Genomic DNA, 25,025 nt, shown 5'->3' on the forward strand with positions numbered 1-25,025 from the left:
TGGGGGGGGGGGGGGGGGGGGGGGGGTGGGGGGGGGGCGGGGGCGGGGGGGGGTGGGCCCGGGGGGGGGCCCCCCCCCCCCCCCGGGGGGGCGGCCCCGCCGCCGTGTGCGCGGGCTACTCGCCGCCGCGCCGCGCCTTGATGGCCGTCAGGTCCAGGTCCAACGGGAAGGGCGCGCTCAGCTTCATCCGCTCACGGAAGATGCCGACGCTGCTGTAAGCGCCGGTTGTGGGCTCCAGCTCGAAGGCGTGGACGACTGCGAGCCCCTTCTCGTTCTCGACCCGCCAGTAGTGGGCGATGCCGGCCCGGGCGTACTTCAGGGGCTTGGTCTCGCGGTCGCGGGAGACGGACTCGGCCGAGACGACCTCGATGGCCAGGGTGACGGCGTCGGCGGGATAGCGGGTCTGTTCCGGGTCATCGACCACGTCGCCCCGCACGACGATGACATCCGGTTCGGGCCGGTTCTGCCGGTCGATGTCGATGGTGAACTCGCGAATGACCTCGAACTCCGCGGGGGCGAGGGCCTGCAGCTGCCATTCGAAGAAGCTCACAGCGCGTGAGTGGAAAAGAGTCTGCGGACTCACGAAGACGAGGCTCCCGTCGATCAGCTCCGTGTGCGGAGGCAGGTTCGGAAGCCGGTCCAGGTCGTCCGCGGTCCAGCCGCCCTCCGGAGGGACGGGCCAGGCGGGCGAGGACGCCTTCGGTGCGACGCTCATCAGTGCTCCCATGGGACGGAGTCTCGCGGGTGCAATCAGACTATCCGCCGGAAACGGACGGGTCTCCCGCGAACGTGTGAACGACTGTCGTGTCCTTGACGCGGCGCTGACGGCCGGCCTGTGGATAACTCCGGGGCTGTCGGTGCGGGCCCCTATCGTTGAGGCAGTGGTCGGGGCAGGACGGACCAGGACGGGCGAGGCAGGACATACGGGGGACGGGACTATGGTCGGGACGGGCGTGATCGGCGAGATGGCAGAGGCAGTAGCGGTGACGGACATGGACAGCGAGGCGCTGGCCACGCTGCACCGGGTCTTCGGGTACGAGGCCTTCCGCGGCGAGCAGGAGGCGGTCGTCGAGCATGTGGTGGCGGGCGGCGACGCCGTCGTGCTCATGCCGACCGGTGGCGGAAAGTCACTGTGCTACCAGATTCCGGCCCTGGTCCGGCCCGGCACGGGCGTCGTGGTCTCGCCGCTGATCGCGCTGATGCAGGACCAGGTGGACGCGCTGCGGGCGCTCGGTGTGCGGGCCGGGTTCATGAACTCGACGCAGGACTTCGACGAGCGGCGCGTGGTGGAAGCCGAGTTCCTCGCCGGCGAGCTGGACCTGCTGTACCTGGCGCCCGAGCGGCTGCGGCTGGAGGGCACCCTCGACCTGCTCTCCCGGGGGAAGATCTCCCTCTTCGCGATCGACGAGGCGCACTGCGTCTCGCAGTGGGGCCACGACTTCCGGCCCGACTATCTCGCCCTGTCCCTGCTCGGGGAGCGCTGGCCGGACGTGCCCCGGCTGGCGCTCACGGCAACGGCCACGCACGCGACGCACCGCGAGATCACCGAGCGGCTGCACATGCCGACGGCCCGGCATTTCGTGGCGAGCTTCGACCGGCCCAACATCCAGTACCGGATCGTCCCGAAGACCGACCCCAAGAAGCAGCTCCTGGGATTCCTGCGCGAGGAGCACCAGGGCGACGCGGGCATCGTCTACTGCCTTTCGCGCAACTCGGTCGAGAAGACCGCCGAGTTCCTCTCCCGCAACGGTGTCGAGGCGGTTCCGTACCACGCGGGTCTGGACGCGGGCACCCGCGCGGCGCACCAGTCCCGGTTCCTGCGGGAGGAGGGCCTGGTCGTGGTGGCGACCATCGCCTTCGGCATGGGCATCGACAAGCCGGACGTGCGGTTCGTCGCCCACCTTGACCTGCCGAAGTCGGTCGAGGGCTACTACCAGGAGACCGGCCGTGCCGGGCGGGACGGGCTGCCGTCGACCGCCTGGATGGCGTACGGCCTCAACGACGTCATACAGCAGCGCAAGCTGATCCAGTCGGGGGAGGGCGACGAGGCTTTCCGGCGCCGGGCCCAGTCCCACCTGGACGCGATGCTCGCCCTGTGCGAGACCGCCCGGTGCCGCCGGGGTCAGCTCCTCGCCTACTTCGGACAGGAGCCGGAGCCGACCGGCTGCGGCAACTGCGACACCTGCCTCACCCCGCCCGAGACCTGGGACGGCACCGTGGCGGCGCAGAAGGTGCTGTCGACCGTGGTGCGTCTGAAGCGGGAGCGCGGGCAGAAGTTCGGCGCAGGACAGATCATCGACATCCTGCTGGGCAAGCGCACCGCCAAGGTCATCCAGTTCGACCACGACCAGCTCTCCGTGTTCGGCATCGGCGAGGAGCTGACCGAGGGCGAGTGGCGGGGCGTCGCCCGGCAGTTGTTGGCCCAGGGCCTGCTCGCCGTAGAGGGGGAGTACGGCACGCTGGTGCTGACCGAGGCCAGCGGGTCGGTGCTGCGGCGGGAGCGCGAGGTGCCGCTGCGCAAGGAACCCAAGAAGCCGGCCGCGGCCCGGACGGCCGGCGGTGGGCGAGGGGACCGCAAGTCCAAGGCCGCCGCGGCCGAGCTGCCCGCGGAGCTGCTCCCCGCCTTCGAGGCGCTGCGCGCCTGGCGTGCGGAGCAGGCCCGCGAGCAGGGCGTTCCGGCGTACGTCATCTTCCACGACGCGACGCTCCGGGAGATCGCGACCGCCTGGCCCACCTCGATCGGGCAGCTCGGAGGCGTCAGCGGCGTCGGCGAGAAGAAGCTGGCGACATATGGGGAGGGCGTGCTGGCGGTGCTGGCGGAGCAGGGTGGACCGGCCGGCACGACGACGCCGAACCAGGGTCCGCCGACCGACTCCGACCCCGGCACGGACGACTGGCCCGAGCCGGAGCCGGAGCCCGACGACTGGATATAGACGACTGGACGTAACGGCCGGGCGAGGCCGGCCGGCCGCGGGCGCCGTCGGCGTCACAGTGCCCGAGCCGCGTACGCCCTGACATCGGCGTCGGTGTCGGCAGTGGCCGTGGCGAGTGCCGACCGGGCGTCCGGGGTGTCGTCCGAGTGCCGGGTCAGAGCCAGGACGGCTGCCTTGCGGACGTCGGCGTTCGGATCGGCGAGGGCCTTGGCGAGGACGGGGACCGCGCGCTCGGAGTCGGCGGCCGCCAGCGCGGTGGCCGCACCGGCCCGGACCTGCCAGGCGGGGTCGGTCAGCGCGGTGACCGCCCGAGTCGCCAGCGGTGCCGGGCAGCCCGTCTCCGCCAGGGCCGCGAAGGCAGCGGCACGGACCAGGGCGTCGGAGTCCTCGGTGAGCCGGTCGAGGGCACTGCCGGTGAGGGGTGCCGCCCTCAGCGTCCCCAGCGCCTTGGCCACGGTGACGCGGACTTCGCGGGACGGATCCGCGGAGGCCGGGGAGAGGGACTCCGCGGCGTCCAGGGAGACCAGCCCGCGCACGGCCTCGATGCGCACGGCGGTGTCCGGGTCGGCGAGGGCCGTGGCGAAGGCGACGGTGCTGCCCAGCCGCAGGATGCGCAGCAGGTCGAGGGCGGTGGCGCGGACGACGGGGTCGGACTGGGCCAGCGCCTGGACGAGCGGCTCGCCCAGCGCGGGTTCCGGGGTCAGCGTCTCGACCAGTTCGCGCAGGGAGGCCGCCGCGGCGGCCCGCACCTCGCCGTCGCTGTCGGACAGGGCGGCGGCGAGCGCCGGGCCGGTGCCGGGAGGCACGGTCTCGGTGAGGACGGTGACCGCCGTACGCCGGACGGCGGGCTCGGGGTCGGACAGGTACGGCCGGAGAGCGGAGAGTTCGGGTTCGCCCTCGGCCAGGGTGAGGAGCTCCAGCAGCCGGGGCGAGGCCGTGGTGGTCGGCTCGGCGGCGTCGGGGCCGCCGTCGGCCGGCGCGGACCCAGCGGGTGGGAGACCCGTGGCGACCGGCGCGACATCGCGTGCGCCGGCCGTCGCGACCTGCTCCGGGTGTACCTCGCCGAGGTGCCGGGAGGGCCCGCCGACCGGCGTGAACTCGTCGATCGGAACCAGATAGGGAGCCACGGGACGTGCCGTGAACTCCATCGCACCGGAGGGGGACTTGTGCAGGTCGAGGTGATGGAACCAGGAGGCGTCGTCGCGCTCGGGGAGGTCGACACGCTCGTGATAGAGGCCCCAGCGGGACTCCGTACGGGCCAGGGAGGCCCGGGCGGCCATCTCCGCGCAGTCGCGGATGAAGGTGACCTCGGCGCAACGCATCAGCTCGTGCGGTGTGCGCGCGCCCATCGCCGCGATGTCCGCGCGCATCCGCTCGAACGACTCCAGGGCGAGCGACAGCCGGGCGCCGGACTTGGGCGGGGCCACGTAGTCGTTCACGAAGCGGCGCAGCTTGTACTCGACCTGGGTCTGCGGAGGGCCGTCCGGGTTGCGCAGCGGGCGGTAGGCCAGCTCGTGCGCCTCACGCAACTGGTCGGCGGGGAGCACGCCTTCGTACGCCGAGTACTGGGACGCGTCCGCGCCCGCCAGGTCGCCGAAGACGAACGCGCCGATCATGTAGTTGTGCGGCACGCAGGCCAGGTCGCCGGCGGCGTAGAGGCGGGGGACGGTGGTGCGGGCGTGGTCGTCGACCCGTACGCCCGAGGCGGAGTGGCCGCCGCACAGGCCGATCTCGGAGATGTGCATCTCGACGTCGTGGGTGCGGTAGTCGTGCCCGCGGCCGGCGTGGAAGGTGCCGCGGGTGGGGCGTTCGGTGGAGTGCAGGATGGACTCCAGGGCGGAGACCGACTCCTCTGGGAGGTGGCTGAGCTTCAGGTACACCGGGCCGCGGTCGCCGGCGATCTCCGCCGCGAACTCGGCCATCATCTGCCCCGACCAGTAGTCGGAGTCGACGAAGCGCTCGCCGTGCCGGTTGACCTGGTAGCCGCCGAAGGGGTTGGCGACGTAGGCGCAGGCCGGGCCGTTGTAGTCCTTGATCAGCGGGTTGATCTGGAAGCACTCGATGCCGGTCAGTTCGGCGCCCGCGTGGTAGGCCATGGCGTAGCCGTCACCCGCGTTGGTGGGGTTCTCGTAGGTGCCGTAGAGGTAGCCGGAGGCGGGCAGGCCGAGCCGGCCGGCGGCGCCGGTCGCCAGGATCACGGCGCCCGCCCGCACGGTCACGAACTGTCCCGTGCGGGTGTTGAAGCCCGCCGCGCCGACGGCCCGGCCCTCCGCGGTCAGGACCCGCACCGGCATCACGCGGTTCTCGATGCGGATCCGCTCCCGCATCTCGCGCCGCCGCAGTTGCCGGTACAGGACCTTCTTGACGTCCTTGCCCTCCGGCATCGGCAGCACGTAGGAACCGGAGCGGTGCACCTGGCGGACCGCGTACTCGCCGTGCTCGTCCTTCTCGAACTTGACCCCGTACGACTCCAGCCGCTGCACCATGGCGAAACCGCGAGTGGCGGTCTGGCGGACGGTGGACTGGTCGACGATGCCGTCGTTGGCGCGGGTGATCTCGGCTACGTAGTCGTCGGGTTCGGCGCGGCCGGGGATGACGGCGTTGTTGACGCCGTCCATGCCCATGGCGAGGGCGCCGGAGTGGCGGACGTGGGCCTTCTCCAACAGGAGGACGTTCGCGCCGTGCTCCGCGGCGGTCAGCGCGGCCATGGTGCCGGCGGTGCCGCCGCCGATGACGAGGACGTCGCAGGAGAGTTCTTCGGCGTCGGTGAGGGCGGGGATCTCCACCAGAGGGCCTTTCAGGAGCCGAGGGATGTCAGGACGTCGCGTCGCAGCGCCACGCGCGCCGGGTCGTCGTGCGCCGAGCGGTCCCGGGGGTGGGGCACGTCGCGTACGGCCGTGAGACGGCCGGAGCCGAGCAGCGCGACGCGGTCGCCGAGGAACAGGGCCTCGTCCACGTCGTGGGTGACGAAGACGACGGTCGCGCCCGTGCCGTGCAGGACCTCCACCAGCAGGTCCTGCATGCCGGCCCGGGTCTGGGCGTCGAGGGCGCCGAAGGGTTCGTCCATCAGGACGGCCCGGGGGCGTCCGGCCAGGGCGCGGGCCAGCTGTGCGCGCTGGCGCTGGCCGCCGGAGACGCGGTGCGGCAAGTGCCCGGCCTGTGCGGCGAGTCCGACCCGTTCCAGCCAGGACGTCGCCTGCGTGCGGCGTTGGGTGCGGGGCATGCCCTGGATGGCCAGGGGGAGTTCGACGTTGGCGCGCAGGGTGCGCCAGGGCAGGAGGGCGTCCTCCTGGAAGACCAGGGCACGGGCCGCAGCCGGGCCGTCGATCCGGTGCCCGTCCTGTTCGGCGGTCCCGGTGAGCGGGGGCAGCAGCCCGGCCAGGGTGCGCAGCAGCGTCGACTTGCCGCAGCCGGACGGGCCGACCACGGCGAGGATCTCGCCGGGGGACACCTCGATGTCCACGCCGGTCAGTGCCGGGACGTCCAGGCGTCCGAGGGTGGCGTCGCGCAGGGCGAGCCTGGTGCCGCGCGGGGACGTCCGCGTGCCGACCGACGACGGGCGGGCCTCACGCCCAGGCCTGGTACGGGCCCCGGTACCGGTTTCAGTCTCGGACGAGGTGCTCATCGCGTGCCTCCTCGGGTCGGGAGCCCTTGCGTACGGCGCTGTGTACGGCGTTGTCGGCGGGTGGGGTGGTGGTCGCGCCCGGCCGGGCGGGTTTCGGGCGGGTGGCGGGGTCGTACGACGTGCGCGGCAGCCAGCGGGTCAGGCGGCGGCCCAGCAGTTCCACGGCGGTGGAGGTGAGCCAGCCCAGTACGCCGATGGTGACCATGCCGACGAAGACGCCCGGGTAGTCGACGACCGTGTAGTCCTGCCAGGTGCGGTAGCCGACGCCGTACTGGCCGGAGATCATCTCGGCGGAGATGACGCAGATCCACGAGACTCCGATGCCGACCGACAGGCCGCCGAAGACGCCGGGCAGGGCGCCCGGCAGGACCACCGAGGCGAGCACCCGCCGTCGGCCGCCACCCAGGGTGCGTACCGCCTCCTCCCACACGGGGGTCAGCGCGCGCACGGAGTGCCGGGTGGAGACCAGGACGGGGAAGAAGGCAGCGGTGCAGGTGATGAAGACGATGCCCTGTTCGTTGGAGGGGAAGAGGAGGATCGCCACGGGGACCAGAGCGATCGCCGGGATGGGACGGACCACCTCCAGCACCGGGCCGAGCAGGTCCTCGGCGAGGCGCGAGCGGGCGACGAGCACGCCGGTGGCCACGCCCAGGACGGCGGCGAGCAGGAACCCGGTGAGGATGCGGGTGAGGCTGTCGGTGAGGTCGGTCCAGTAGTCGGGGCCGGCCAGCCGGTCGGCGAAGGCGTGGGCCACGTCGGTGACGGTGGGGAACTGCGAGAAGCGCAGCCAGAGGTCGATGTCCCGGCTGGTCAGCAGCTGCCAGAGACCGAGGGCGACGGCGAGCGAGGCGACGCGCAGCGCATACCGGGTCACGACGCCCGCTCCAGTGCCTCGGCGTATGTGACGACGCGCGCTCCGTCGTGCCCGGCGACGTACGCCTCGGCGGTCTCCGGTGCCACGAAGGGCAGCAACTGCTCGCCGTCGGCGACCCAGACGGCCTGGTCGGCGAACCAGAGGGTGCCGGTGGTGGTGTCGGGGACGTAGGCCGCCCGGACGTCGGCGCGATGCTCGGCCACGTGCCGCAGCAGCGCCGTGGGGGAGGCGAAGGCGATGGTCTTCTGCGCGCCCCTGGACCAGACCTCGCCGGCCGGTTTCGGGGGTGTGGCGGCGAGTCGTTCGGCGTACTCCGCCGGGCCGAGCGCTCTCTTCACGTACTGGTCGTCGACGAAGGCGTCCACGTCCACGTCACCGGTGAGTTCGGCGTCCTTGAGGATCGACACGTCCTTCTTCAGGGCGGCGACGAGCTGCGGTTTGATCGCCGGGTCGAAGGTGGCGATGCCCTGGGCGCCGTTGTAGAGGTAGACGGCCTCGGCGGGGAGGCCGGTGGCCTTGGCGACCTTCTCGGCGGCGGCCACCGGGTGGTCGTCGAGGTAGTCGGTCGCCTCGGCCTGCGCCTTCAGGAAGGCCTCCAGTACGGCCGGACGCTTCTTCGCGAAGTCCTCGCGGGCGGTGACTCCGTGGAAGGCGGGCAGGTTCAGCTGCGCGCCGTCGTACAGCGCCTTCGCCTTGCCCTGGTGCGCGAGCAGCCCGGGCCAGGCGACGAACTGCGACAGGGCGTCGGCGCTGCCCGAGGAGAGGGCCGAAGCGCCCACCGCCGGCTGCTGGTTGAGCTTCTCGATGTCCTTGCCGGGGTCGAGGCCGGCGCGTTGAAGGGCGCGGACGAGTGTGCCGTCGGCGGCCGAGCCGACGCTCGTCGAGACCTTCTTGCCCTTCAGGTCCTTCAGGGAGGTGAGTGAGGAGCCGGGGGCGGTGACGATCGTGTTGAGACCGCCGCGGAGGTTGTAGCCGGTGATCGAGACCAGGCGGGTCGGCTTGCCGAGCTGCTTGCCGCGGGCCGCGTTGATGAGCAGGGGGAAGTCGCCCATCGAGCCGATGTCGATCTTCCCCGCGGTCATCTGGGCGGTGATGGGGGCGCCGGTCGCGTAGTCCTGCCAGTTGACCTTGTAGGTGACGCCGTCGCCGAGGGCGTTGAGCTGTTTCTCGAAGGAGCCGAGGGAGCGGAGGAGGGTGCCGGCCGTGACCGTGTTGATCGTCCTGGACTGGTAGCCGACGGTGACGGTGACCGTGTTGCCGCCGCCCCCGGCCGCCGCGTCGCCGCCGCAGGCGGTGAGGGGAAGGAGGAGGGCGGCGACGGCCGAGGTGGCGAGGAGAGCGGTGCGTCGGGGTTTCATGGGAGCGGGTCTCTCACCGGAGCAGGTAGGGCATGTTGACCGTGACCGCCCCGGTGGGGCAGCGGGCGGCGCACGGGCCGCAGTACCAGCACTCGTCGACGTGCATGTACGCCTTGCCGTTGCGCTCGTCGATGGCGAGGGAGTCCAGCGGGCACATGTCCACGCAGAGCGTGCAGCCTTCGATGCACTTCGACTCGTCGATGGTCACGGGCACGTCGGCCTGCTGGGGCGCCAAGGGCATGGCTGTCTCCAGGGAGGGTGCGCGAGAGGGCGGGTGATTACAGGGAACGGTGCAGGAGGCCGCTCATCGTGATGCGGTCGCCGCGGAAGCGGATGAACTCCAGATCCACGGGCCGGCCGTCCGCGAGGTGGGTGAGCCGTTCGAGCATGAGGACCGCCGCGCCGCGCGGGGCCTCCAGTACGGCGGCGGAGTGCGCGTCCGCGGCGACGGCCTCCAGCGTGATCTCGGCGTGGCCGAGGGGCCGGCCGGTGACGGACTCCAGGAGGCGGAAGACGTCGGTGTTCTCGAGGTCGGCGCCGAGGAGTTCGGTGCCGATGTCGAGAGGGAGGTAGGTGAGGTCCAGGGAGAGGGGGACGCCGCCCAGGCGGCGCAGGCGTTCGATGTAGAGGACGTCGGCGCCGGGCGGGACGTGGAGGCGTTCGGCGACCGGAGCGGGGGCCGGGACGGGGACGGTCGTACGGACCTCGTTGGTGACCCGGCCGTGTTCGTGGAGGGTTTCCGCGAGGCCCATCAGGCGGTCCAGTCCGTGGGCGTACTTGCGGGCCACGATCACGGTGCCGACGCCGGGCTGGCGGGCCACGAGGCCTTCGGCACGCAGGAGGTCGAGGGCCTGGCGGACGGTGTTGCGGGAGGCGTCGTACTCGGTGGCGAGGGCGTCCTCGTGGGGGAGTACGCCGGCCGGGAAGGCGTCGGTGAGGAGTTGACGGCGGAGCAGGTCGGCGAGTTGACGGGCCCGGTCGGCGCGCAGCCGGCGCCGCGTGCGGTGGGCGGCGACGGTGGCCGCGCCCTGGCCGGCGTGGTCTCGGATGCGGTCGGTGGCGGGCATGGCTGGAACCATACCTATCCGGTCGGGTTGGTGGTGTTGCCGGAATGTTGCGCCACCGGGGGCTCCGCCGGGTGGGCGGGTGAGCTGGGGGTTTGTGGTGGGGTGGAGGAGTTCTGCCACCGGTGTTCACGGGGTGGCCTGCGTGGGGGTGGGCCGGGGGTGGGTCGCGTTGCCCGGCGCCGGCGGGGTGCCGCTGCGCCCACCCGCGCCGCCCCAGCGGCACGACTGCCCGCAGCTGGGGCGGCACGACTGCCGGCCGCTGGGGTGGCACGTTGCCCGCGGCTACGTCAGGGCTGTCAGACCCGGGGCGAAGGTGATCAACAGAGGGAGGAAGGGGACCAGCGCGGCTGTTGCCGTGGTCAGGGCGCGGTGGCGTGGGGTCAGGCGGGGCGGGGGTTCCAGGAGGCGGTCGACGCGTTCGCCGAGGAGGCGGTGGCTGGAGGAGCAGGACAGGACGCCGCGGTGCTGGTTGAGCTCGATCAGGGCCAGCGCGGTGGTCAGGTGGCCGCAGCGGCGGGAGGCGGTGTCGTCGGCGGAGAGTTCGACCAGCCGGTGGGTCTGGTCGCAGAAGTGGGCGAAGAGCGGGACCCGCGGGAAGCCGGTGGCCAGGGCGGTGGACAGATGCAGCAGCCAGTCGTGGCGGGCCCGGGCGTGGCCGCGTTCGTGGGTGAGGACGGCGTCGAGCTGGTGGTCGGTGAGGCGGTGCAGGGCGCCGGTGGTGACGACCAGCTGGGGCGGGTTGCCGGGCATCCACCAGGCGTCCGGGTACTCGTCCTCCAGAACCAGCAGGGGACCGCGGGTGGCGTGGAGCCCGGCGGGCAGGTCGGGGGCGCGTTCGCGCAGGTGGGCGCGGGACCGGTTGCGGCGTCGGCGGGCCTCGACGAGCTCGCGGGCGAGCATGGCGGTCGTCCAGGCGGCACCGGCGGCCAGCAGCAGGGTGACCGCGGCCGCCCAGGGCGGGCCGGCGGAGAGGTTGTAGGCCGCGGTCACCGCCGGCGGCGCCGGTGCGAAGAGCTGAGCGCGCACCGTGCCGAAGACGGCCGCGGCGCCGAGGACGAGCGCCGTCAGACAGCACAACAGGACGGTGGCGACCAGGCACTGCCACACCCACAGCGCGACCACGGGGTCCCGTTCGGGCCACGCGGACCGGGTCAGCGCGCGCGGTGCCGGTACCGCGGCGGTCACGGCGACGACGAACAGCAGGAGCAGGCAGACGGTCATGCCACGGGCTCCGGATCCTGGTCGGAAGGGCGGCTCTGGCTGTGCTGGCGGTGCTGGGGAGGCGCTGGGTGGCACCCCGGGCGGTACCGGGGTGGTGCTCGCCTCGGTTGCGGCTCCGAGGTCTGCTGTGGACGGCGAGCGTGTCGCGCACACCGCCCGACGCCAGTATGACGGCGACGGGCGGTGCGAGTCAGGCCCCGACGGGCAACAGGTCCGGTATGCGGGCATCCGGGACCCCGGCACCAGGCATCCGGGACCCGGCACCGGGCATCCGGGACCCGGCACCGGGCAACCGAGACCCGGCACCGGGCAAACCGATACCCGGACGCGGCACCCAGACGCGCGCGGAGGCTACCGCTCCGTCGGCCGGCCGACCACCCGCCCGGTCACCTCGCCCAGCCCCACCCGGGTGCCGCCCGGACCCGGGGCCCAGGCCGACAGGGTCACCACGTCCCCGTCCTCCAGGAACGTCCGCTTGCCGTCGGGGAGTTCCAGCGGGTCGCGTCCGTTCCACGTCAGTTCCAGCAGGGACCCGCGCTCCCGCTCGGCCGGTCCGCTCACCGTGCCCGAACCATAGAGGTCGCCGGTGCGCAGCGAGGCGCCGTTGACGGTCATGTGGGCCAACTGCTGGGCGGCCGTCCAGTACATGGTGGAGAACGGCGGCTCGGAGACGACGTGACCGTTGACGGCGACGGAGATCCGCAGGTCGTAGCCGCCGGGGCCGTCCCCCTCCCCGTGCGTGTCGTCCAGGTAGGGCAGCAGTTCGTGCGTCCGCTCCGGCGGCGCGACCCGCGCGTCCTCCAGGGCGTCCAGCGGTGTGATCCAGGCCGACACCGAGGTGGCGAAGGACTTGCCGAGGAACGGGCCGAGCGGGACGTACTCCCAGGCCTGGACGTCCCGCGCGGACCAGTCGTTGAGCAGGCACAGCCCGAAGACGTGCTCGCGGAAGTCGCCGAGCGCCACCGGGCTCCCCTGCTCGGACGGCACGCCCACCACGAAGCCGACCTCCGCCTCGATGTCGAGGCGGACGGACGGGCCGAAGACGGGCGCGGCGTCGGCCGGGGCCTTGCGTTGCCCGGACGGCCGTACGACGTCCGTGCCCGACACGACGACCGTGCCGGAGCGGCCGTGGTAGCCGATCGGGAGGTGCTTCCAGTTCGGGGTGAGGGAGTCGGCGGCGTCGGGGCGGAAGATCCGGCCGACGTTCCGGGCGTGGTTCTCGGAGGCGTAGAAGTCGACGTAGTCCGCCACTTCGAAGGGCAGGTGCAGGGTCACCGACGACAGCGGGTGGAGCAGCGGGGCCAGGGTCTCCCGGTGGGAGGGGACCGTCACCCAGGCCGTCAGCGCGCGCCGTACGTCCGACCAGGCGGTGCGGCCGGCCGCCAGCAGCGGGTTGAGGGTGGGCCGCGCGAGCAGGGAGGCGTACGGCGATCCGAGCGCGTGGGCCGCCGCGCCGGCGTCGAGGACGTGGTCGCCGAGCCGGACGCCCACCGTCCGCTCCTGCGTGCCGGGGACCGAGAACACGCCGTACGGAAGGTTGTGCGGGCCGAAGGGATCGCCCTCGGGGACATCGAAGGGGGGCATCGGGTGCTGCCTCGCTTTCGTGCTCGCCATGTGCGCCGTGTGCGCCACGTGATCGGTGTGCGCCACGTGGTCCGTGGTCGGGCCACACGTTACGGGTGACATACCGGTCTTGGGCAGAGCCTCGGGAGGGGGATGCGCGTGGCGGGGGAGGGCGCGTGCAGGCGGGCTGACGTGCGGGGAGTGCGCTGGGCGCCGGTACGTGGGGCGCGGAGAGTGGCCGGTGGGGCGGCTGCGTCGGCGCCCGCGTACGCCCGCGTGAACGGACGGGGTCGTGGCGCTCCGCGTCCGATCGTGTGCGGGAAGTTGTCCACAGGCCGGAACGCAATCTTGACGGAGCGGTGCGAACGGGGCGACTCTGGGCGGGTGCCGGAAGGCCTCGGGGAGGGGGCGTTCAATGCACACCAGGGGGACGGATGGCCATTGGGGAGGCCGGTCCGGGATCGGTGCGGGATGGTTCGCAGCCGAGAAGACGGCTGGAAGAAACCATGCGCGGCCGACTCGGCCGGGAATGCGTGTACGTACCGTCGTGCCGCTTCGGGCTCTATGCGGCCCTGCGTCACTGGTGCCCGCCGGGCGGCCGGGTGCTGATGTCGCCGGTCAACGACGACGTCATCTTCTTCGTCGTGCTCGCGGCCGGACTGCGGCCGGTGCAGGCGCCGCTGAAGCCGTCGGACGCGTCCATCGACATCGATGCCGTACCCACGGAGGTCTGGGGCTCGCTGTCGGCCGTGCTGACGACCAACCTGTACGGAAACCCGGACCCGGCTCCACGACTACGGGCCCGCTGCGACGCCTTGGGCATCCCGCTGTTCGAGGACGCGGCGCACGCCATCGGCAGCGAGGTGGGCGGGCGACCGGTCGGCGCCTGGGGTGACGCGTCCGTCTTCAGCCTGTCCAAGCACGTCGGCGCCAAGGCCGGAGGGATCCTCTCGGTCGCCGACCCGGGGCTGCGGGAGGCGCTGGAGAAGACCTGCGACGCCCTGCTGCTGCCGCGCCGCACGACGGCGGAGCTCGCCTACGCCGTACGGCCGTACGCGGAGGCGGCGGTGCGCGGGCTGCGGCTGCGGCGGGCCGCCTGGGCCACGATGCGGCTGCTGGGGCTGATGGAGCGGGAGGAGATCCGGATGCCGCTGCGTCCGGACGAACTGGCCTGCGCGGTCGCCGCCGCCCCCGATCTCGGCGCCCACGACCCCTGGGTCCGCGTGGACATGCACGACTACCGCCTGGGGGCCGGCCGGTTCCGGCTCGGGCGCATCGGGCGCAGACTCGACCGGCTGGACGGCGTACTCGCCGACTGCCGGGCGGGGACGGAGCTGCTGCTGTCGACGCGCTGGGCCAAGCCGGCCGGATGGCCGGGCCCGCAGAGCCCGCCGACGGGCACGGCACAGCCGCTGTTCCGGGTGCCGTTGCTCGTGGCGGACCGGGAGGCGGCGGTCCGGGCGCTGGCCCGGCGCGGCATCGTCGTCGGCTACCTCTACGACCCGCCCCTGGACGACTACGCGGGCGCCGCCTTCACCGACCTGTCGCCCTCCCCCGAGGGGGCGCGCTGGTTCGCACGGCACGCGCTGCCCGTGGACCCGCTGCGGGCCCGTGCGGCGATCGCGGCGCTGGAGGAGTCCGGGGCGCGGCCTGCCGAGCTGCCGGAGGGACTGGTTCCGTCCGGTGGCTGAGACCCAGGTGCACGAGACCGCCGAGGCCTCCGCGGGCGGCGGCTCGAAGCTGTCCGAGGGAGGGCACGGCGGCGACTCGCTCTTCAAGAACGCGTACTTCCTCATGCTCAGCACCGGCGTCTCCGCCGTGCTCGGCCTCGGCTTCTGGCTCGTGGCCGCCCGGTACTACTCGGAGGAGGCCGTCGGGCAGGGCTCCGCCGCCATCGCCGCCATGCGGCTGCTCGCCAGCATCACGGCGACCACGATGATCGGCGCCGTGGTCCGTTTCGTGCCGCGCGCCGGCCGCGCCACCGGGCCGCTGGTGTGGCGTGCGTACGCGGCGAGTTCGGTGGTCGTCGCCCTGGCCGCCGTCGTCTTCCTGCTCACCCTCGACCTGTGGGGCGCCTCGTACGCCCCGCTCGGCACCGCCGAGGCGGGCGCGCTGTTCGTCGCGGCCTGCGTGGCCTGGGCGCTGCTCACCCTCCAGGACGGGGTGCTGACCGGGCTGCGCCGGGCCGAGTGGGTGCCGGCCGGGAACGCGGTGTTCTCGATCGGCAAGCTGATCCTCCTGGCCGTCTTCGCCACCACGCTTCCGGTGCTCGGCATCTTCGTGTCGTGGGCCGTGGCCATCGCCTTCTCGACGCTGCCGCTCGGCTGGCTGATCTTCCGCAGGCTCATCCCGCGCCAGGCCGCCGCCGACCACGACGTGGAGCCGCCCAAGGCCCGCGAGATGGGCCGTTTCCTGGCCGGGGACTCGCTGGGCGCGCTGTTCAGCCTGGCGATGATCAACCTGCTGCCGGTGATGGTCGCGGTCAACTTCAGCGCCGCGGAGAACGGCTACTTCTACGTCGCTTACACCGTCGGCGGCACGATGGAGTTCATGGCCATCAACATGGCCTCCTCCCTCACCGCGCACGCCTCGCACGACCCCCGCCGCCTCGCCGACGGCGTCCGCGGAGCACTGCGCCGCATGACGCTGCTGCTGGTGCCGGTGGTGCTCTTCCTGGTGGCCTTCGCCCCGCAGATCCTCGCGCCCTTCAACGCGGACTACTCCGAGCACGGCTCCACGGTGCTGCGGCTGCTGGCCATCGGGGCGCTGCCGCGCATCGTCGTCGAGCTGTACATCGGCGTGCTGCGCGTCCAGGGGCGCACCGGCGTGCTCGCCGCCGTGCAGGGCACGATGTGCGTCCTCGTCCTGGGCAGCGCGACGATGCTGTTCACGCCGGCCGGGATCGCGGGCGCCGGCTGGGCGGTGCTGCTGAGCATGACGGTGGTCGCCCTCGGCTGCGCGCCCGGACTGCGCGCCACCCTGCGCGGCGCCGACGAGGCCGGCCGCAAGGCGCCGCGCGCGGGCAGGAGGCCGCGCCGGGGGAGGGGCCCGACCGCCACCGGGCCGGACTACGGCACCCGATGGGCGCGACTGAACGCGACGGCCGGCTACGGCACCAATTGGGCGCGCTGGGCGGCCTACGAGAACAAGGGCACCGACGAGGACACGGCCAGCCTCTTCATCGGCCGTCCCGGATACGAGCGCGAGGCGCTGCAGGCGGACACGCTGGCGCTGGTCGTACGACCGCACCAGCGCGATGCCGATGCCGATGCCGATGCCGATGCCGACGTCGGCGCACGGGCCGCGATGTCCGACGGGCGCGCGTCGACCGGGGAGGACGAGCCCGGCGCCGCGCGCGAGCGGTGGCTGAGGGGCGGCCTGTGGTACGCGCTCGCCGCTGCCACCGTGGTCTTCTGGGCGGCGCTGCGGGGACTGCCGTGGCTCGACGACGCGAACGGCGCGGCCGGGGATTCCACGGCGGAACTGACCGGACGCCGGCTGCTGGAGGGGCTGCCGTTCCCGGCGCTGGTCGCGGGAGGTCTGCTGCTCGTGGTGTTCGTGGCGTCGGTGACGCTGTGCGCGGCGCGTGACGTGTGGCTGCCCGGGGCGGCTCTGGGTTCCGCACTGCTCGCACTGCACGTCACGCCCGTGTCCCTGGGGTGGGAACCCCGGGCTCTCGCCGGGACGTTGTACGTGCGGACGGCCGATGCTCTCACGGGGGCGTTGGGGCTGGGCGGGCCCGAGCCGCTGCTGCGGTGGGTGCCGCAGGTCGCCCTTCTCCTCTGCCTCGTCCCCCTGTGGCTGTTGCTCGCGCGCGCCGTCGGTCGGCTGACGTGGCAGGGGTGCTGGGGGGTCCTGTACCTCGTCGCGGTGGGCGGCTGGGTGTGGCGGCAGGCACTCGCCCCGGCAGCGCTGCCGCTGCTCGCCGTCCTCGTCCTGCTCCTGCTGCTGACCCGCGCCGCCTCGGCGCGACACCTCCCGCGCCCCGACAAGCCGAGCCGCCGACCCGGCCCCTGACCGGGGCCTCGGAGCCCTCCGGGCACCGCGGACAAGGCGCCCATGGGGGCCCCGAAGCTCCGTCCGCGACGACCGCGCCCGGCCCTGGGACCGGGATGCGGTCAGCGGGGTGGCACCGGCTGCCGGAAGTACTCGTTCTTCCCCGCCTCCCGGTAACCCTCGAGCCCCGGACCGTCGTTGACGGTCAGGTCGCACACGGGCTTCTCGGAGGGCGGCCGGTTCCAGTGCACCAGTGCCCTCACCTCCGGGAGTTTCTTCACGTCGGCGGGAATCCGGGTGTACCAGTCGCGCTGGCGCGTCGGGTTCTCGGCGTCGGGCGCGGTGGCGAACTCCGCCAGCATCACCGGCTTGTCGTCGCTGATGTTCTCGCGCAGCCATTCGTAGCTGGGCTGCTGGCTGCGCAGGAAGTCCTTCCAGTCGGTGGTGTTGTGGCACTGGTAGTAGTTGTACTGGTCCATGGCGAGCCAGTCGACGTACTCGTCCCCGGGATAGAGCGCCTTCATCTCGTCCGCGCTGCCGAGATAGCCCGAGACGGTCCACACCCACACGACGTTGTCGGCCCCCAGTTCACGGAACCGGTCGTGGAGATGGCGGTACGCCGCGACGAACTCCTCCGGGGTGCCGGCGCCCTCCTTGATGCGGGCGTCGGTCTCCTGGTCGAAGGAGATGAAGACCCGCTTGCCGTAGGCCTTGATGCGCCGGATCTGCGGATCGAGGATCTCCTCGTCGTACTTCCCCGAGGCGATGTTCTTCCAGCCGAGCTGGGTCTCGGTCCAGTTCTCGTGGTGCGGCTCGGTCCAGATGGTGGACTCCCAGGCCAGCATGAGCAGCCGGTCCCTGCCGAGCTCCTGTTCGTCAGCGGTGAGCAGCTGTCCGTCGAGCTCGGTGCCCGACATGTCGTGGTAGTTGTAGACGAGGTCCAGCTTGCGACCGATCCGCTTCTCGAAGCCGAGCACGGCGTCCTTGAGGGACCCGTTCGCGGCGTACGGCACGTAGGCGCCCCACCAGGCGCCGCAGCCCGGGACCAGTGTGTCGCTGGGCGCGCAGGGACCGGTGGGCATCTTGCCGGAGGCGGCGTTGTCGGGCAGGGCGTCCCCGGAGGCCTCCGGTTCCTCGGAGCGGCCGGCCCAGACGCCGAGCCCGGCGATCAGGGCGGCCACCGCCACCAGTACGACGGCCGTGTAGGCGCGTTTCGCCGCGCCCATGTCCGTCAGCGCGCGGGATTCGGACGGCCCGCTCACCCGGTGCCGGCCCGTCATGTGCCACCACCGGCCGCGGGCCGGCGTTTGGCACGTTCGGCCGCACCCCGCCGGGCGGCGGGCAGGGGCAGCCCCGGCAGGGCCGCGGTGACCGTGGTGAAGACCGCGAGCGAGACGAGGAAGGCGATCATCGAGAAGGCCTCCACCAGGAACAGCGAGGTGGCGGCGAGCACACCGAGCGAGAGGCTGACGGGCGCGGCGAGCGCGATGGCCTCCAGCCGTGCACCGGCGGCCAGCCCGCCCGGCTGTGGATACAGCGCCGCGCAGCCCGGACCGAACAGGGTGAAGAGCAGCACCGGTATCCAGCGCAGCGGTGAGGGGCCGGGGAGGGTGGTGGCGGCCAGCGCGAGCCAGCCGGAGGCCGCGACGAGGAGTCTGAGGTGGGTCGGGGTGACCCTGACGCCCCGGGGCTCTTCGCCGTGGTCGGTGCGCTCCACTCCGTGGCTGGTGTCCTGGGAGTCTGTGGTGTTCATGGACTGACCTGACTGCCCTTCGTCTCTGCGTCTCTGCGTCTCTGCGTCTCTGCGTCTCTTCGGCTCTTCGGTCACCTGGTGGTCGTCATCGGGTGGCGGGGCGGTACTCCAGAACGACGCCGTAGGGGTGGCTCTCGACGGTTCGGAAGAGCGGCGAGGCGGACAGCCTGGTCCGCAGTGTCTCGAAGCCGCCGGCCGGCAGCAGGCCCTCTCCGGCGGTGTAGATGTCCTGCGTGCGGGTGAGGATCACGTAGGCCCTGGTCCCCGGCGGGATGCCGTCGGCGAGGTAACGGGCCGGGTCCTTCAGCATCTTTTCGTTCTCGGGCAGTTCCTGCTCGGCGAAGTACCAGTGCTCGATGCTGTCGTAGCGGTGCAGTGCCTGCGGGAACGAGCCGGTGGTGGCGAGGATCAGCGAGCCCTCGGGGGCGTTGTCCAGGGTCCGGGTGACCAGCGCGGTCTCCGCGGGCGGCGTGTAGTACATCTTCTCCTTGCCGTAGTACGACGGCAGGAAGCCGGCCAGCAGCACCAGCAGTACGGCCGGCAGGGCGACGGCCGCGGCCCTGGTGCGCAGCACCTTCGCCCGGCCGCGGGGCGTGCCCGCGAAGGCCGGTACGAGCGCGGCGGCGGCGAAGAAGGCCCCGCCGGGCAGGCCGAACAGATAGACGCGGAAGAGCATCTCACCGCCGTAGTCGTTGACGACGAACAGCGGCACCGGGGCGACGGAGACCAGCAGCAGCGGCAACGCGCTGCGGGTCAGCCGGCGCCGCAGCACGACGGCGGCCCCGGCGAGGGCGGCGACCGCCAGCACCATCAGTACGTTGGCGGTACCGGCGAGTTCGGGGCCGGGCCCGGTGAGTTGGCCCGCGTAGCCGGCGCGGGAGTTCTGGGTCAGTTCGCCGAGGGACTCCTTGAGGGTGGAGAGCGTCTCGACGAACAGGGGCCGGCCCATGGTCAGGTCCCAGGTGAGCATCAGCAGGCCGGCGACGACCAGCAGCCCCACGTTCCGGTAGCGGCGGGTGAGGTTGAGCGCGAGCAGGCAGATGCAGAGCATCACCGGGGTGAGCTGGTGCGTCGCGTTGACGGCGGCGATCAGCGGGGCGAGGATCACCACGCAGAGCGCGCGCTGTCTGCTTCCCGTCGGGGGCGGCACGGTGGCCGCCGCCGGGTCGAGGAAGGACCGGTCGCGCAGCCGTCCCGCGGAGCCGGGGCGCACGAAGTGCCGCAGCACCACCGCGATGACCGTCAGATGCAGCAGGTAGGCGAGGCCCTGCGGGGCGAAGTAGTCCTGGCCCACCCAGTTGGCGAGCTGGAAGATCCAGACGGCGGTCCACACCAGGCGCCAGTCCCGGCTGAAGGTGCGGTAGATCAGGACCAGCACCGGCATCATGAGCAGGCCGAAGACGATCGGCGCCCAGTTGGCGTATGCGGCGGCGTCCTCCACGCCGAGGGTGCGGACCAGACCCCCGTTGAGCGTGAAGAATCCCGGCCACTGGTCGTACGCCGACATGTTGCCCGACAGTGCCGCCCCCGGCCGCAGTTCGCCGTTGCGGAGCACGGTGTTGACGACGGCGTCGTGCTTGGAGGCCCAGGGATAGCGCACCGCGTCGTAGAGCACCGCCGGTGGCGCCTTGAGGGCGAACAGCAACGCGGCGCAGTGCGCGGCGGGCCACCAGGGTGCGGTGGCCGCGCGCCGCAGGCTGAGGACGAAGCCCGCGGTGAGGACCAGCAGCGAGAGGTAGTAGGCGGCCGGCAGACGGTCCAGCAGGCCGTAGTCGCCCATTTCGCGGAAGCCGATGCGGGGCAGGGCGTACAGCCACAGTGCGGCCGCGAGCAGCAGCGTCAGCAGGGCACCGGTGCGGGGCCGGTGAAGGGCGGTCCGCCAGGGACCGGGCCGACCGGGCCGACCGGATTCACCGCCGGTGGGCCGTCCCGGCTGCCCCGGGCCGGCGGCGGGATCGGGGGCGGGCGGCATGCTGCTCTCGGCGGTCGGTACGGGCACATGTTGCTGCACGCTGAGGCTCCCCTCCCCCGGGGACAAGTATAGGAATTTACTCTGCTTTTCACACCGAAATCGTCAGACTCGCCCCGACGCGGCTGTTGTCCGCCTCATCACGGCGCATCACGGCGCATCACGGCTCACCCGGCGAAGACGGGGCCGTGCACGGCGGCGCGAGCGCGGCGGTACCACCGCCAGCCGACCGTCTTCGGGCCGTCCCGGTACGGCGCGATCCGGGCGCCGCCCCCCGCCAGCCAGCCCTCGAAGTCGGCGAGGGTGTGGCTGCGGCGCACGATGAGCCGGGCGATGCGGTAGGGCTCGTCGCGGTCCGAGCTGAGCGCGTGCCGCACGGCGGTGGCCGTCTCGTAGCCGGCGCGGGCCGACTCGGCCCGTACCCGTGGGCTGTTGTAGCCGTGCGGGTAGGCGAGATGGCGGACGGGATGGCCGAGGACGTCCTCCAGCACGGCCCTGGACGTACGCAGTTCGTGGGCCAGCGCCTTCCCGGACAGCGTGTCCAGCTGGGCGTGCGTGACCGTGTGGCTGCCGATCTCCATGCCGGAACGTTCCAGCTCCGCCGCCCGGTCCAGGGTCATCATCGGCGCGGGCGGCAGCAGGCTGCGGCCACCCGGCGCGATGGCCCCGGTGGTGAGGTAGGCGGTGGCGGGCAGTCCCCGGGCGGCCAGCGCCTCGGCGGTGGGACCCGGCAGGTCGGCGAAGCCGTCGTCGAAGGTCAGCACCACGGGCCGGGGCGGCAGCGGCGCCCGTCCGGCGAGGTGGTCGGCGACCGCGCTGATGGTGACGGGCGTCCGCCCGCTGTCGACGATGGCGTCGAGCTGGGCGGCGAAGTCCCTGGGGCTGACGGTGAACTCGGCGATCCAGGCGGGCGGGTCGTCCATCACGGCGTGGTAGAGGAAGACGGGAATGCCGGGCCCCTCGGCCGGGGCGCCCGCGGGGGCGCCCGCGTCGGCCGGGGCCGGCGCCCGGCGGTGGCGCGGCGCCGGTACGGCCGCCCTGCTCGCGCCGCCGGCCACCGCCGGGCGTCGTCCCGTTCGTCTGCCGCCCGCCGCGTCCCCGCCGCGGCCGTCCGTCGTTCTCATCTCGGCCCCCTGAGCGCCGTCCGGAGGGCGTACCGCGCGCGCAGATAGCCCACAGGTCCGTACACCATTCCCCGCCACTGCAACCGCGAAAGCCGCCGCGGCCACGGATGGGTCCGTTCGTCGTGGTCACCCGGCGCGGCGTCGCCCCCCGTGTCCCGTACGGCGGTCAGCCCCCGCGCGTGCGCCAGTCCGCCCGGCACCCGGGCGAGGAGGGCCGGCAGCAGCGCGGGCCGGTTCACCAGGATCGCCGTGAGGTAGGCGGTGAGGCCCGCGCCGTAGCCGTACGCCTGGGTCTCCAGGTCCCGCCAGGTCTCCCGGTGGTGGTGCCACACCAGGGCAGAAGGGGTGTAGCGCAGCCGGTGTCCCTGGGCGAGGACGCGGACGAACCCGTAGAGGTCGTCGCCGCCCCGCGCGCGCGTGCCCGCGCCGGTCGCCGGGTCGAAGCCGCCGACGGCCCGCAGCGCGGTCGTGCGGAAGGCCATGTTGGCACCGGAGCCGAAGCGTCCCGCGGTGAACGGGAACAGCGGCTCGTCGGCGGGCGGGTGCTCCGGGTCGTACGTCCGCGGGGTGAAGCCCTTCGCGAAGCCGCCGTGGCTCTCCAGCAGGACCTGCGCCGGAGTGCGCAGCCGCGCGGGCAGGATCAGCCCCGTGGTGCAGCCCAGGCGAGGGTCGGCGGCGAAGGGCGCGGTCAGTTCGGTCAGCCAGCGCGGGTCGGCGACCACGTCGTCGTCGGTGAAGGCGACCACGTCGCCCCGTACGGCGGCGAGCCCCCGGTTGTGCGCGACCGCGAGCCCGGGGAGCGGTTCGCACACGTACCGCACCCGCTCGCCGTACTTGCGCTCGACCAGCTCCCGGGTCTCCCGGGTCACGGGCGCGTTGTCGACGACGACGATCTCGAAGTCCGGGTGGTCCTGCGCGAGCAGCGAGTCCAGCGCCCGGGCGAGCCGGCCGGCACGCTCACGGGTGGCGACCACGACACTGACGGCCGACACGCCCCCTCCGCCGCCCCCACCGACCGAGCCGCGCACAGCCCTCCGCGCCGACTCGTGCGGTGCCCCCTCCGGCATGTCCCCGGCGAGCTCCGCCAGGACCTCCGCCGGATCCGCGCCCTCCGGTACCTGGGCCAGCAGGGTGCCGACGGGCAGCCCGTCCCTCCTGACCAGGACGAACACCGCACCGGACGTCACCGGCGGACTCCCCGGCCCCGGTCTGAGGCCCCCCGCCCCGGCGCCGAGGTCCAGTTCGGCCACCTGTACCGGGCCGATGCTCAGGAACCGTGCGATCTCCTCTTGTGTCTCCTGTCGCGCACGCGCCGTACGGAACACGCGCCCACCCCCCTCACTCGAGGCCCCCCGGGCCGCGAAAGTCCCCTCATGACCGGCGCAGCCGGGCCGCGCCCTTCAACGTCCGTGCCGCCAGCGAGGCGAGCCGGGGCCGGGTGCGCACGAAGCCGTGCGCGCGGCGGGCCGGTTCGCGGCCGAGCCAGTGCAGCGCGGCGCCCGCCCCCGGACGGGTCACCGTCCCCTCGTACACGGGAAGTTCACCGGTCTTCAGCGAGTCCTTGTACTCCGCCGCCCCCCGCCCCATGTCGAGCATGCCGATGCCCCCGGCGGCCGCGGCCTCGGCCATCCGCAGATGCAGCACCAGCCCCGGCGAGTACTTGGCGAAGCCGGGGTCGTACGCCGGGAACCAGCAGGCCAGGACCGTCGCCGAGCGCAGCCCGAAGTGGGCGGCGACCGGCCGGCCTCCGGCGTAGAGCACGGACAGCGTGCCGGTGCACTCGGGCGCCCGGGTCTCGGCCAGCCGGGCCACGAGCCGGCTGATCCAGTCCTGCGCGAACCGGTCCCGCCGCCCCGTCCTGCGGTACTGCGCCGACTTCCACTCCATGAGCGTGCGCAGTGCGGCCGGTTCGCGCTCGTCGAACACGAAGCGCACGTCCCCGACCTGGCGGCCGAGCCTGCGCTCCTTGGCGAGGGTGGTCTTCAGGAACTTCGGCGACTGGGCGCGCAGCACGCTCTCGTACGCCTCGTACCCCTTCTCCACGTCGATGACGTAGGCGGTGTGCTCCTCGGCCGCGTGCGGCACGAACAGCCCCTGCTCCGCCTCCAGGTTGTCGAAGGCGAAGCTCGACAGGGAGCAGGCCCGCAGCAGGCGCCGGGTGTCCGGGGCGAGGCCCGGTCGCAGTACCGCGCCCTGGCAGTCCGACACCCCGAGCCCGATCGCCCGGCCCTGGCCCAGCGGTCCGCGTTCGTGCGGCAGGAAACCGGCCGCCTCACCCCCGTCGTACAGCACCGCCACCCGCGCCCGCGGCCGTACCCGGCCCACGACGTCGGTGAACTCCGGTTCCATGAACGGGTTGCGTGGTGTCGTCGCTCCGGCGCGCAGCTCGCGCCAGTGTCCCCGTTCCCCCTCGCCCAGCTCCTCCGGCCTGAGCACACGTACACGTCCGCTGTTCAACCCGACCCCCCGATCAAGTCCCCCTGGACAACAGGAAGGTACCCCCGGGCCGCCCCGGAGGGTAGGTAGCGGAGGATGTTGTTGCCAATCGGTGCACAGGCCTTTAACCGGCTTTAGCCGATGATGTGCCAGGTTTCGGACACGTTCGTGCTGACCTTGCGCTGTCCTCGCGCCTTGTCGTGCGTTGTCGTGCGTCCTCGTTCGGATGCGATCGCGGGTGAGTCGGACAGGTGCGGTGTCCGTATTCTCTGATCATGGACCGCACCCCGTATTCACTCGTCGCCACCGACCTCGACGGCACGCTGCTCCGCGGCGACGACACCGTCTCCGACCGGGCGCTGGCCGCGCTGGCGCGGGTGGCCGAGGCCGGTGCGCGGCATCTGGTGGTGACCGGGCGGCCGGCGCCCCGGGTGCGCTCCCTGCTGGACCGCCTCGGCTGCACGGGGCTCGCGGTGTGCGGACAGGGCGCGCAGGTGTACGACGCCGGTGCGCACCGGATGCTGTGGTCGGTCACCCTGGACCGGGAGCTGGCCGAGACCGCGCTCGGCAAGATCGAGGCCGAGGTGGGGCAGGTGTACGCCGCGGTCGACCAGGACGGCGTCGACGGCCTCACGCTCATCGAGCCGGGGTACCTGATGCCCCACCCGACGCTGCCGGCGGTGCGGGTCGAGCGGCGCGACGAGCTGTGGGACGCGCCGATCAGCAAGGTGCTGCTGCGCCATCCCGACCTGTCCGACGACGAGTTGGCGGCGACGGCGCGCACGGTGGTCGGCTCCCTCGCGACGGTCACGATGTCGGGGCCGGGCACGGTGGAGCTCCAGCCGTGCGGCATCACCAAGGCGACCGGCCTGGCGCTGGCAGCCGAGCACCTGGGCCTGTCCCGGCGCCGGACGATCGCCTTCGGGGACATGCCCAACGACATCCCCATGTTCCACTGGGCGGCCCGCGGCGTCGCGATGGCCGGCGCCCACCCCGAACTCAAGGCGGTGGCCGACGAGGTCACCACGACGAACGAGGACGACGGCGTGGCCGTCGTCCTCGAGCGAATCTTCGGTACCTCTTAGTCCGTCCCGGTTGGTACGTCC

19 protein-coding genes are annotated in these 25,025 nt (G+C 73.0%); 4 read left to right on the plus strand and 15 right to left on the minus strand.

Annotated elements, in window-relative coordinates:
* Positions 1 to 115: 115 nt before the first annotated feature.
* The gene (locus ACIGO6_RS21520; protein ID WP_399878540.1) at positions 116 to 715 is read right to left on the minus strand and encodes a Uma2 family endonuclease; all 600 of its coding nucleotides are present in this window, start codon (positions 713 to 715) and stop codon (positions 116 to 118) included.
* Positions 716 to 938: 223 nt separating this feature from the next.
* Between ACIGO6_RS21520 and recQ the strand changes: the two genes are divergently transcribed.
* Positions 939 to 2,933: a DNA helicase RecQ gene (recQ, locus tag ACIGO6_RS21525; RefSeq protein WP_399878541.1), complete on the plus strand. Its 1,995-nt coding sequence runs from the start codon at positions 939 to 941 to the stop codon at positions 2,931 to 2,933.
* 53 nt (positions 2,934 to 2,986) lie between these two features.
* Here recQ and ACIGO6_RS21530 read toward each other — a convergent pair whose 3' ends face one another.
* From ACIGO6_RS21530 to fahA, 8 genes are all read right to left on the minus strand, one after another.
* Positions 2,987 to 5,719 carry a fumarate reductase/succinate dehydrogenase flavoprotein subunit gene (locus tag ACIGO6_RS21530; protein ID WP_399878542.1) on the minus strand — a complete coding sequence of 911 codons (2,733 nt, stop codon included), beginning with the start codon at positions 5,717 to 5,719 and terminating at the stop codon, positions 2,987 to 2,989.
* Between the two features lie 11 nt (positions 5,720 to 5,730).
* Complete coding sequence (locus ACIGO6_RS21535) at positions 5,731 to 6,558, minus strand: ABC transporter ATP-binding protein (RefSeq protein ID WP_399878544.1); 828 nt, start codon at positions 6,556 to 6,558, stop codon at positions 5,731 to 5,733.
* On the minus strand, positions 6,536 to 7,432 hold the full coding sequence (locus tag ACIGO6_RS21540; protein ID WP_399878546.1) for an ABC transporter permease: 897 nt from the start codon (positions 7,430 to 7,432) through the stop codon (positions 6,536 to 6,538). Before ACIGO6_RS21540 ends, ACIGO6_RS21535 begins: the two co-directional genes overlap by 23 nt.
* A complete protein-coding gene (locus ACIGO6_RS21545; protein WP_399878548.1) occupies positions 7,429 to 8,790 on the minus strand; it encodes an ABC transporter substrate-binding protein in 1,362 nt (453 codons plus the stop codon). Before ACIGO6_RS21545 ends, ACIGO6_RS21540 begins: the two co-directional genes overlap by 4 nt.
* Before the next feature lie 13 nt (positions 8,791 to 8,803).
* Complete coding sequence (locus tag ACIGO6_RS21550; RefSeq protein WP_399878550.1) at positions 8,804 to 9,031, minus strand: ferredoxin family protein; 228 nt, start codon at positions 9,029 to 9,031, stop codon at positions 8,804 to 8,806.
* A gap of 37 nt (positions 9,032 to 9,068) precedes the next feature.
* Positions 9,069 to 9,857, minus strand: coding sequence for a GntR family transcriptional regulator (locus ACIGO6_RS21555; protein WP_399878551.1), 789 nt, complete (start codon positions 9,855 to 9,857; stop codon positions 9,069 to 9,071).
* A gap of 282 nt (positions 9,858 to 10,139) precedes the next feature.
* Complete coding sequence (locus ACIGO6_RS21560; RefSeq protein WP_399878553.1) at positions 10,140 to 11,078, minus strand: M56 family metallopeptidase; 939 nt, start codon at positions 11,076 to 11,078, stop codon at positions 10,140 to 10,142.
* Positions 11,079 to 11,429: 351 nt separating this feature from the next.
* On the minus strand, positions 11,430 to 12,662 hold the full coding sequence (fahA, locus tag ACIGO6_RS21565) for a fumarylacetoacetase (protein WP_399878555.1): 1,233 nt from the start codon (positions 12,660 to 12,662) through the stop codon (positions 11,430 to 11,432).
* Between the two features lie 485 nt (positions 12,663 to 13,147).
* Between fahA and ACIGO6_RS21570 the strand changes: the two genes are divergently transcribed.
* Both ACIGO6_RS21570 and ACIGO6_RS21575 read left to right on the plus strand, forming a co-directional pair.
* Positions 13,148 to 14,332, plus strand: a complete 1,185-nt coding sequence (locus ACIGO6_RS21570; protein WP_399878557.1) for a DegT/DnrJ/EryC1/StrS family aminotransferase — start codon at positions 13,148 to 13,150, stop codon at positions 14,330 to 14,332.
* Positions 14,325 to 16,658 carry a lipopolysaccharide biosynthesis protein gene (locus ACIGO6_RS21575; RefSeq protein ID WP_399878559.1) on the plus strand — a complete coding sequence of 778 codons (2,334 nt, stop codon included), beginning with the start codon at positions 14,325 to 14,327 and terminating at the stop codon, positions 16,656 to 16,658. The genes ACIGO6_RS21570 and ACIGO6_RS21575 overlap by 8 nt, the downstream gene beginning before the upstream one ends.
* 101 nt (positions 16,659 to 16,759) lie before the next feature.
* Here the strand turns inward: ACIGO6_RS21575 and ACIGO6_RS21580 are convergent, their stop codons facing one another.
* The 6 genes from ACIGO6_RS21580 to ACIGO6_RS21605 all read right to left on the minus strand — a co-directional run bounded on the left by ACIGO6_RS21580 (position 16,760) and on the right by ACIGO6_RS21605 (position 23,919).
* The gene (locus ACIGO6_RS21580) at positions 16,760 to 17,917 is read right to left on the minus strand and encodes a glycoside hydrolase family 26 protein (protein ID WP_399878561.1); all 1,158 of its coding nucleotides are present in this window, start codon (positions 17,915 to 17,917) and stop codon (positions 16,760 to 16,762) included.
* Complete coding sequence (locus ACIGO6_RS21585; protein WP_399878563.1) at positions 17,914 to 18,390, minus strand: hypothetical protein; 477 nt, start codon at positions 18,388 to 18,390, stop codon at positions 17,914 to 17,916. The genes ACIGO6_RS21580 and ACIGO6_RS21585 overlap by 4 nt, the downstream gene beginning before the upstream one ends.
* A gap of 85 nt (positions 18,391 to 18,475) precedes the next feature.
* Positions 18,476 to 20,401 (minus strand): hypothetical protein, encoded by a 1,926-nt coding sequence (locus tag ACIGO6_RS21590; protein WP_399878565.1) that lies wholly within the window; start codon positions 20,399 to 20,401, stop codon positions 18,476 to 18,478.
* 125 nt (positions 20,402 to 20,526) lie between these two features.
* Positions 20,527 to 21,282: a polysaccharide deacetylase family protein gene (locus ACIGO6_RS21595; protein ID WP_399878943.1), complete on the minus strand. Its 756-nt coding sequence runs from the start codon at positions 21,280 to 21,282 to the stop codon at positions 20,527 to 20,529.
* A 197-nt stretch (positions 21,283 to 21,479) separates the two neighbouring features.
* Complete coding sequence (locus ACIGO6_RS21600; protein ID WP_399878945.1) at positions 21,480 to 22,766, minus strand: glycosyltransferase; 1,287 nt, start codon at positions 22,764 to 22,766, stop codon at positions 21,480 to 21,482.
* Positions 22,767 to 22,854: 88 nt separating this feature from the next.
* Positions 22,855 to 23,919 carry a GNAT family N-acetyltransferase gene (locus ACIGO6_RS21605; RefSeq protein ID WP_399878566.1) on the minus strand — a complete coding sequence of 355 codons (1,065 nt, stop codon included), beginning with the start codon at positions 23,917 to 23,919 and terminating at the stop codon, positions 22,855 to 22,857.
* 275 nt (positions 23,920 to 24,194) lie between these two features.
* Between ACIGO6_RS21605 and ACIGO6_RS21610 the strand changes: the two genes are divergently transcribed.
* Entirely contained in the window at positions 24,195 to 25,004 is an 810-nt protein-coding gene (locus ACIGO6_RS21610) for an HAD family hydrolase (RefSeq protein WP_399878568.1), read from the plus strand.
* The last annotated feature ends 21 nt before the right edge of the window (positions 25,005 to 25,025 follow it).

This window comes from Streptomyces sp. NPDC053750 (assembly GCF_044544295.1).
Classification (GTDB): domain Bacteria; phylum Actinomycetota; class Actinomycetes; order Streptomycetales; family Streptomycetaceae; genus Streptomyces.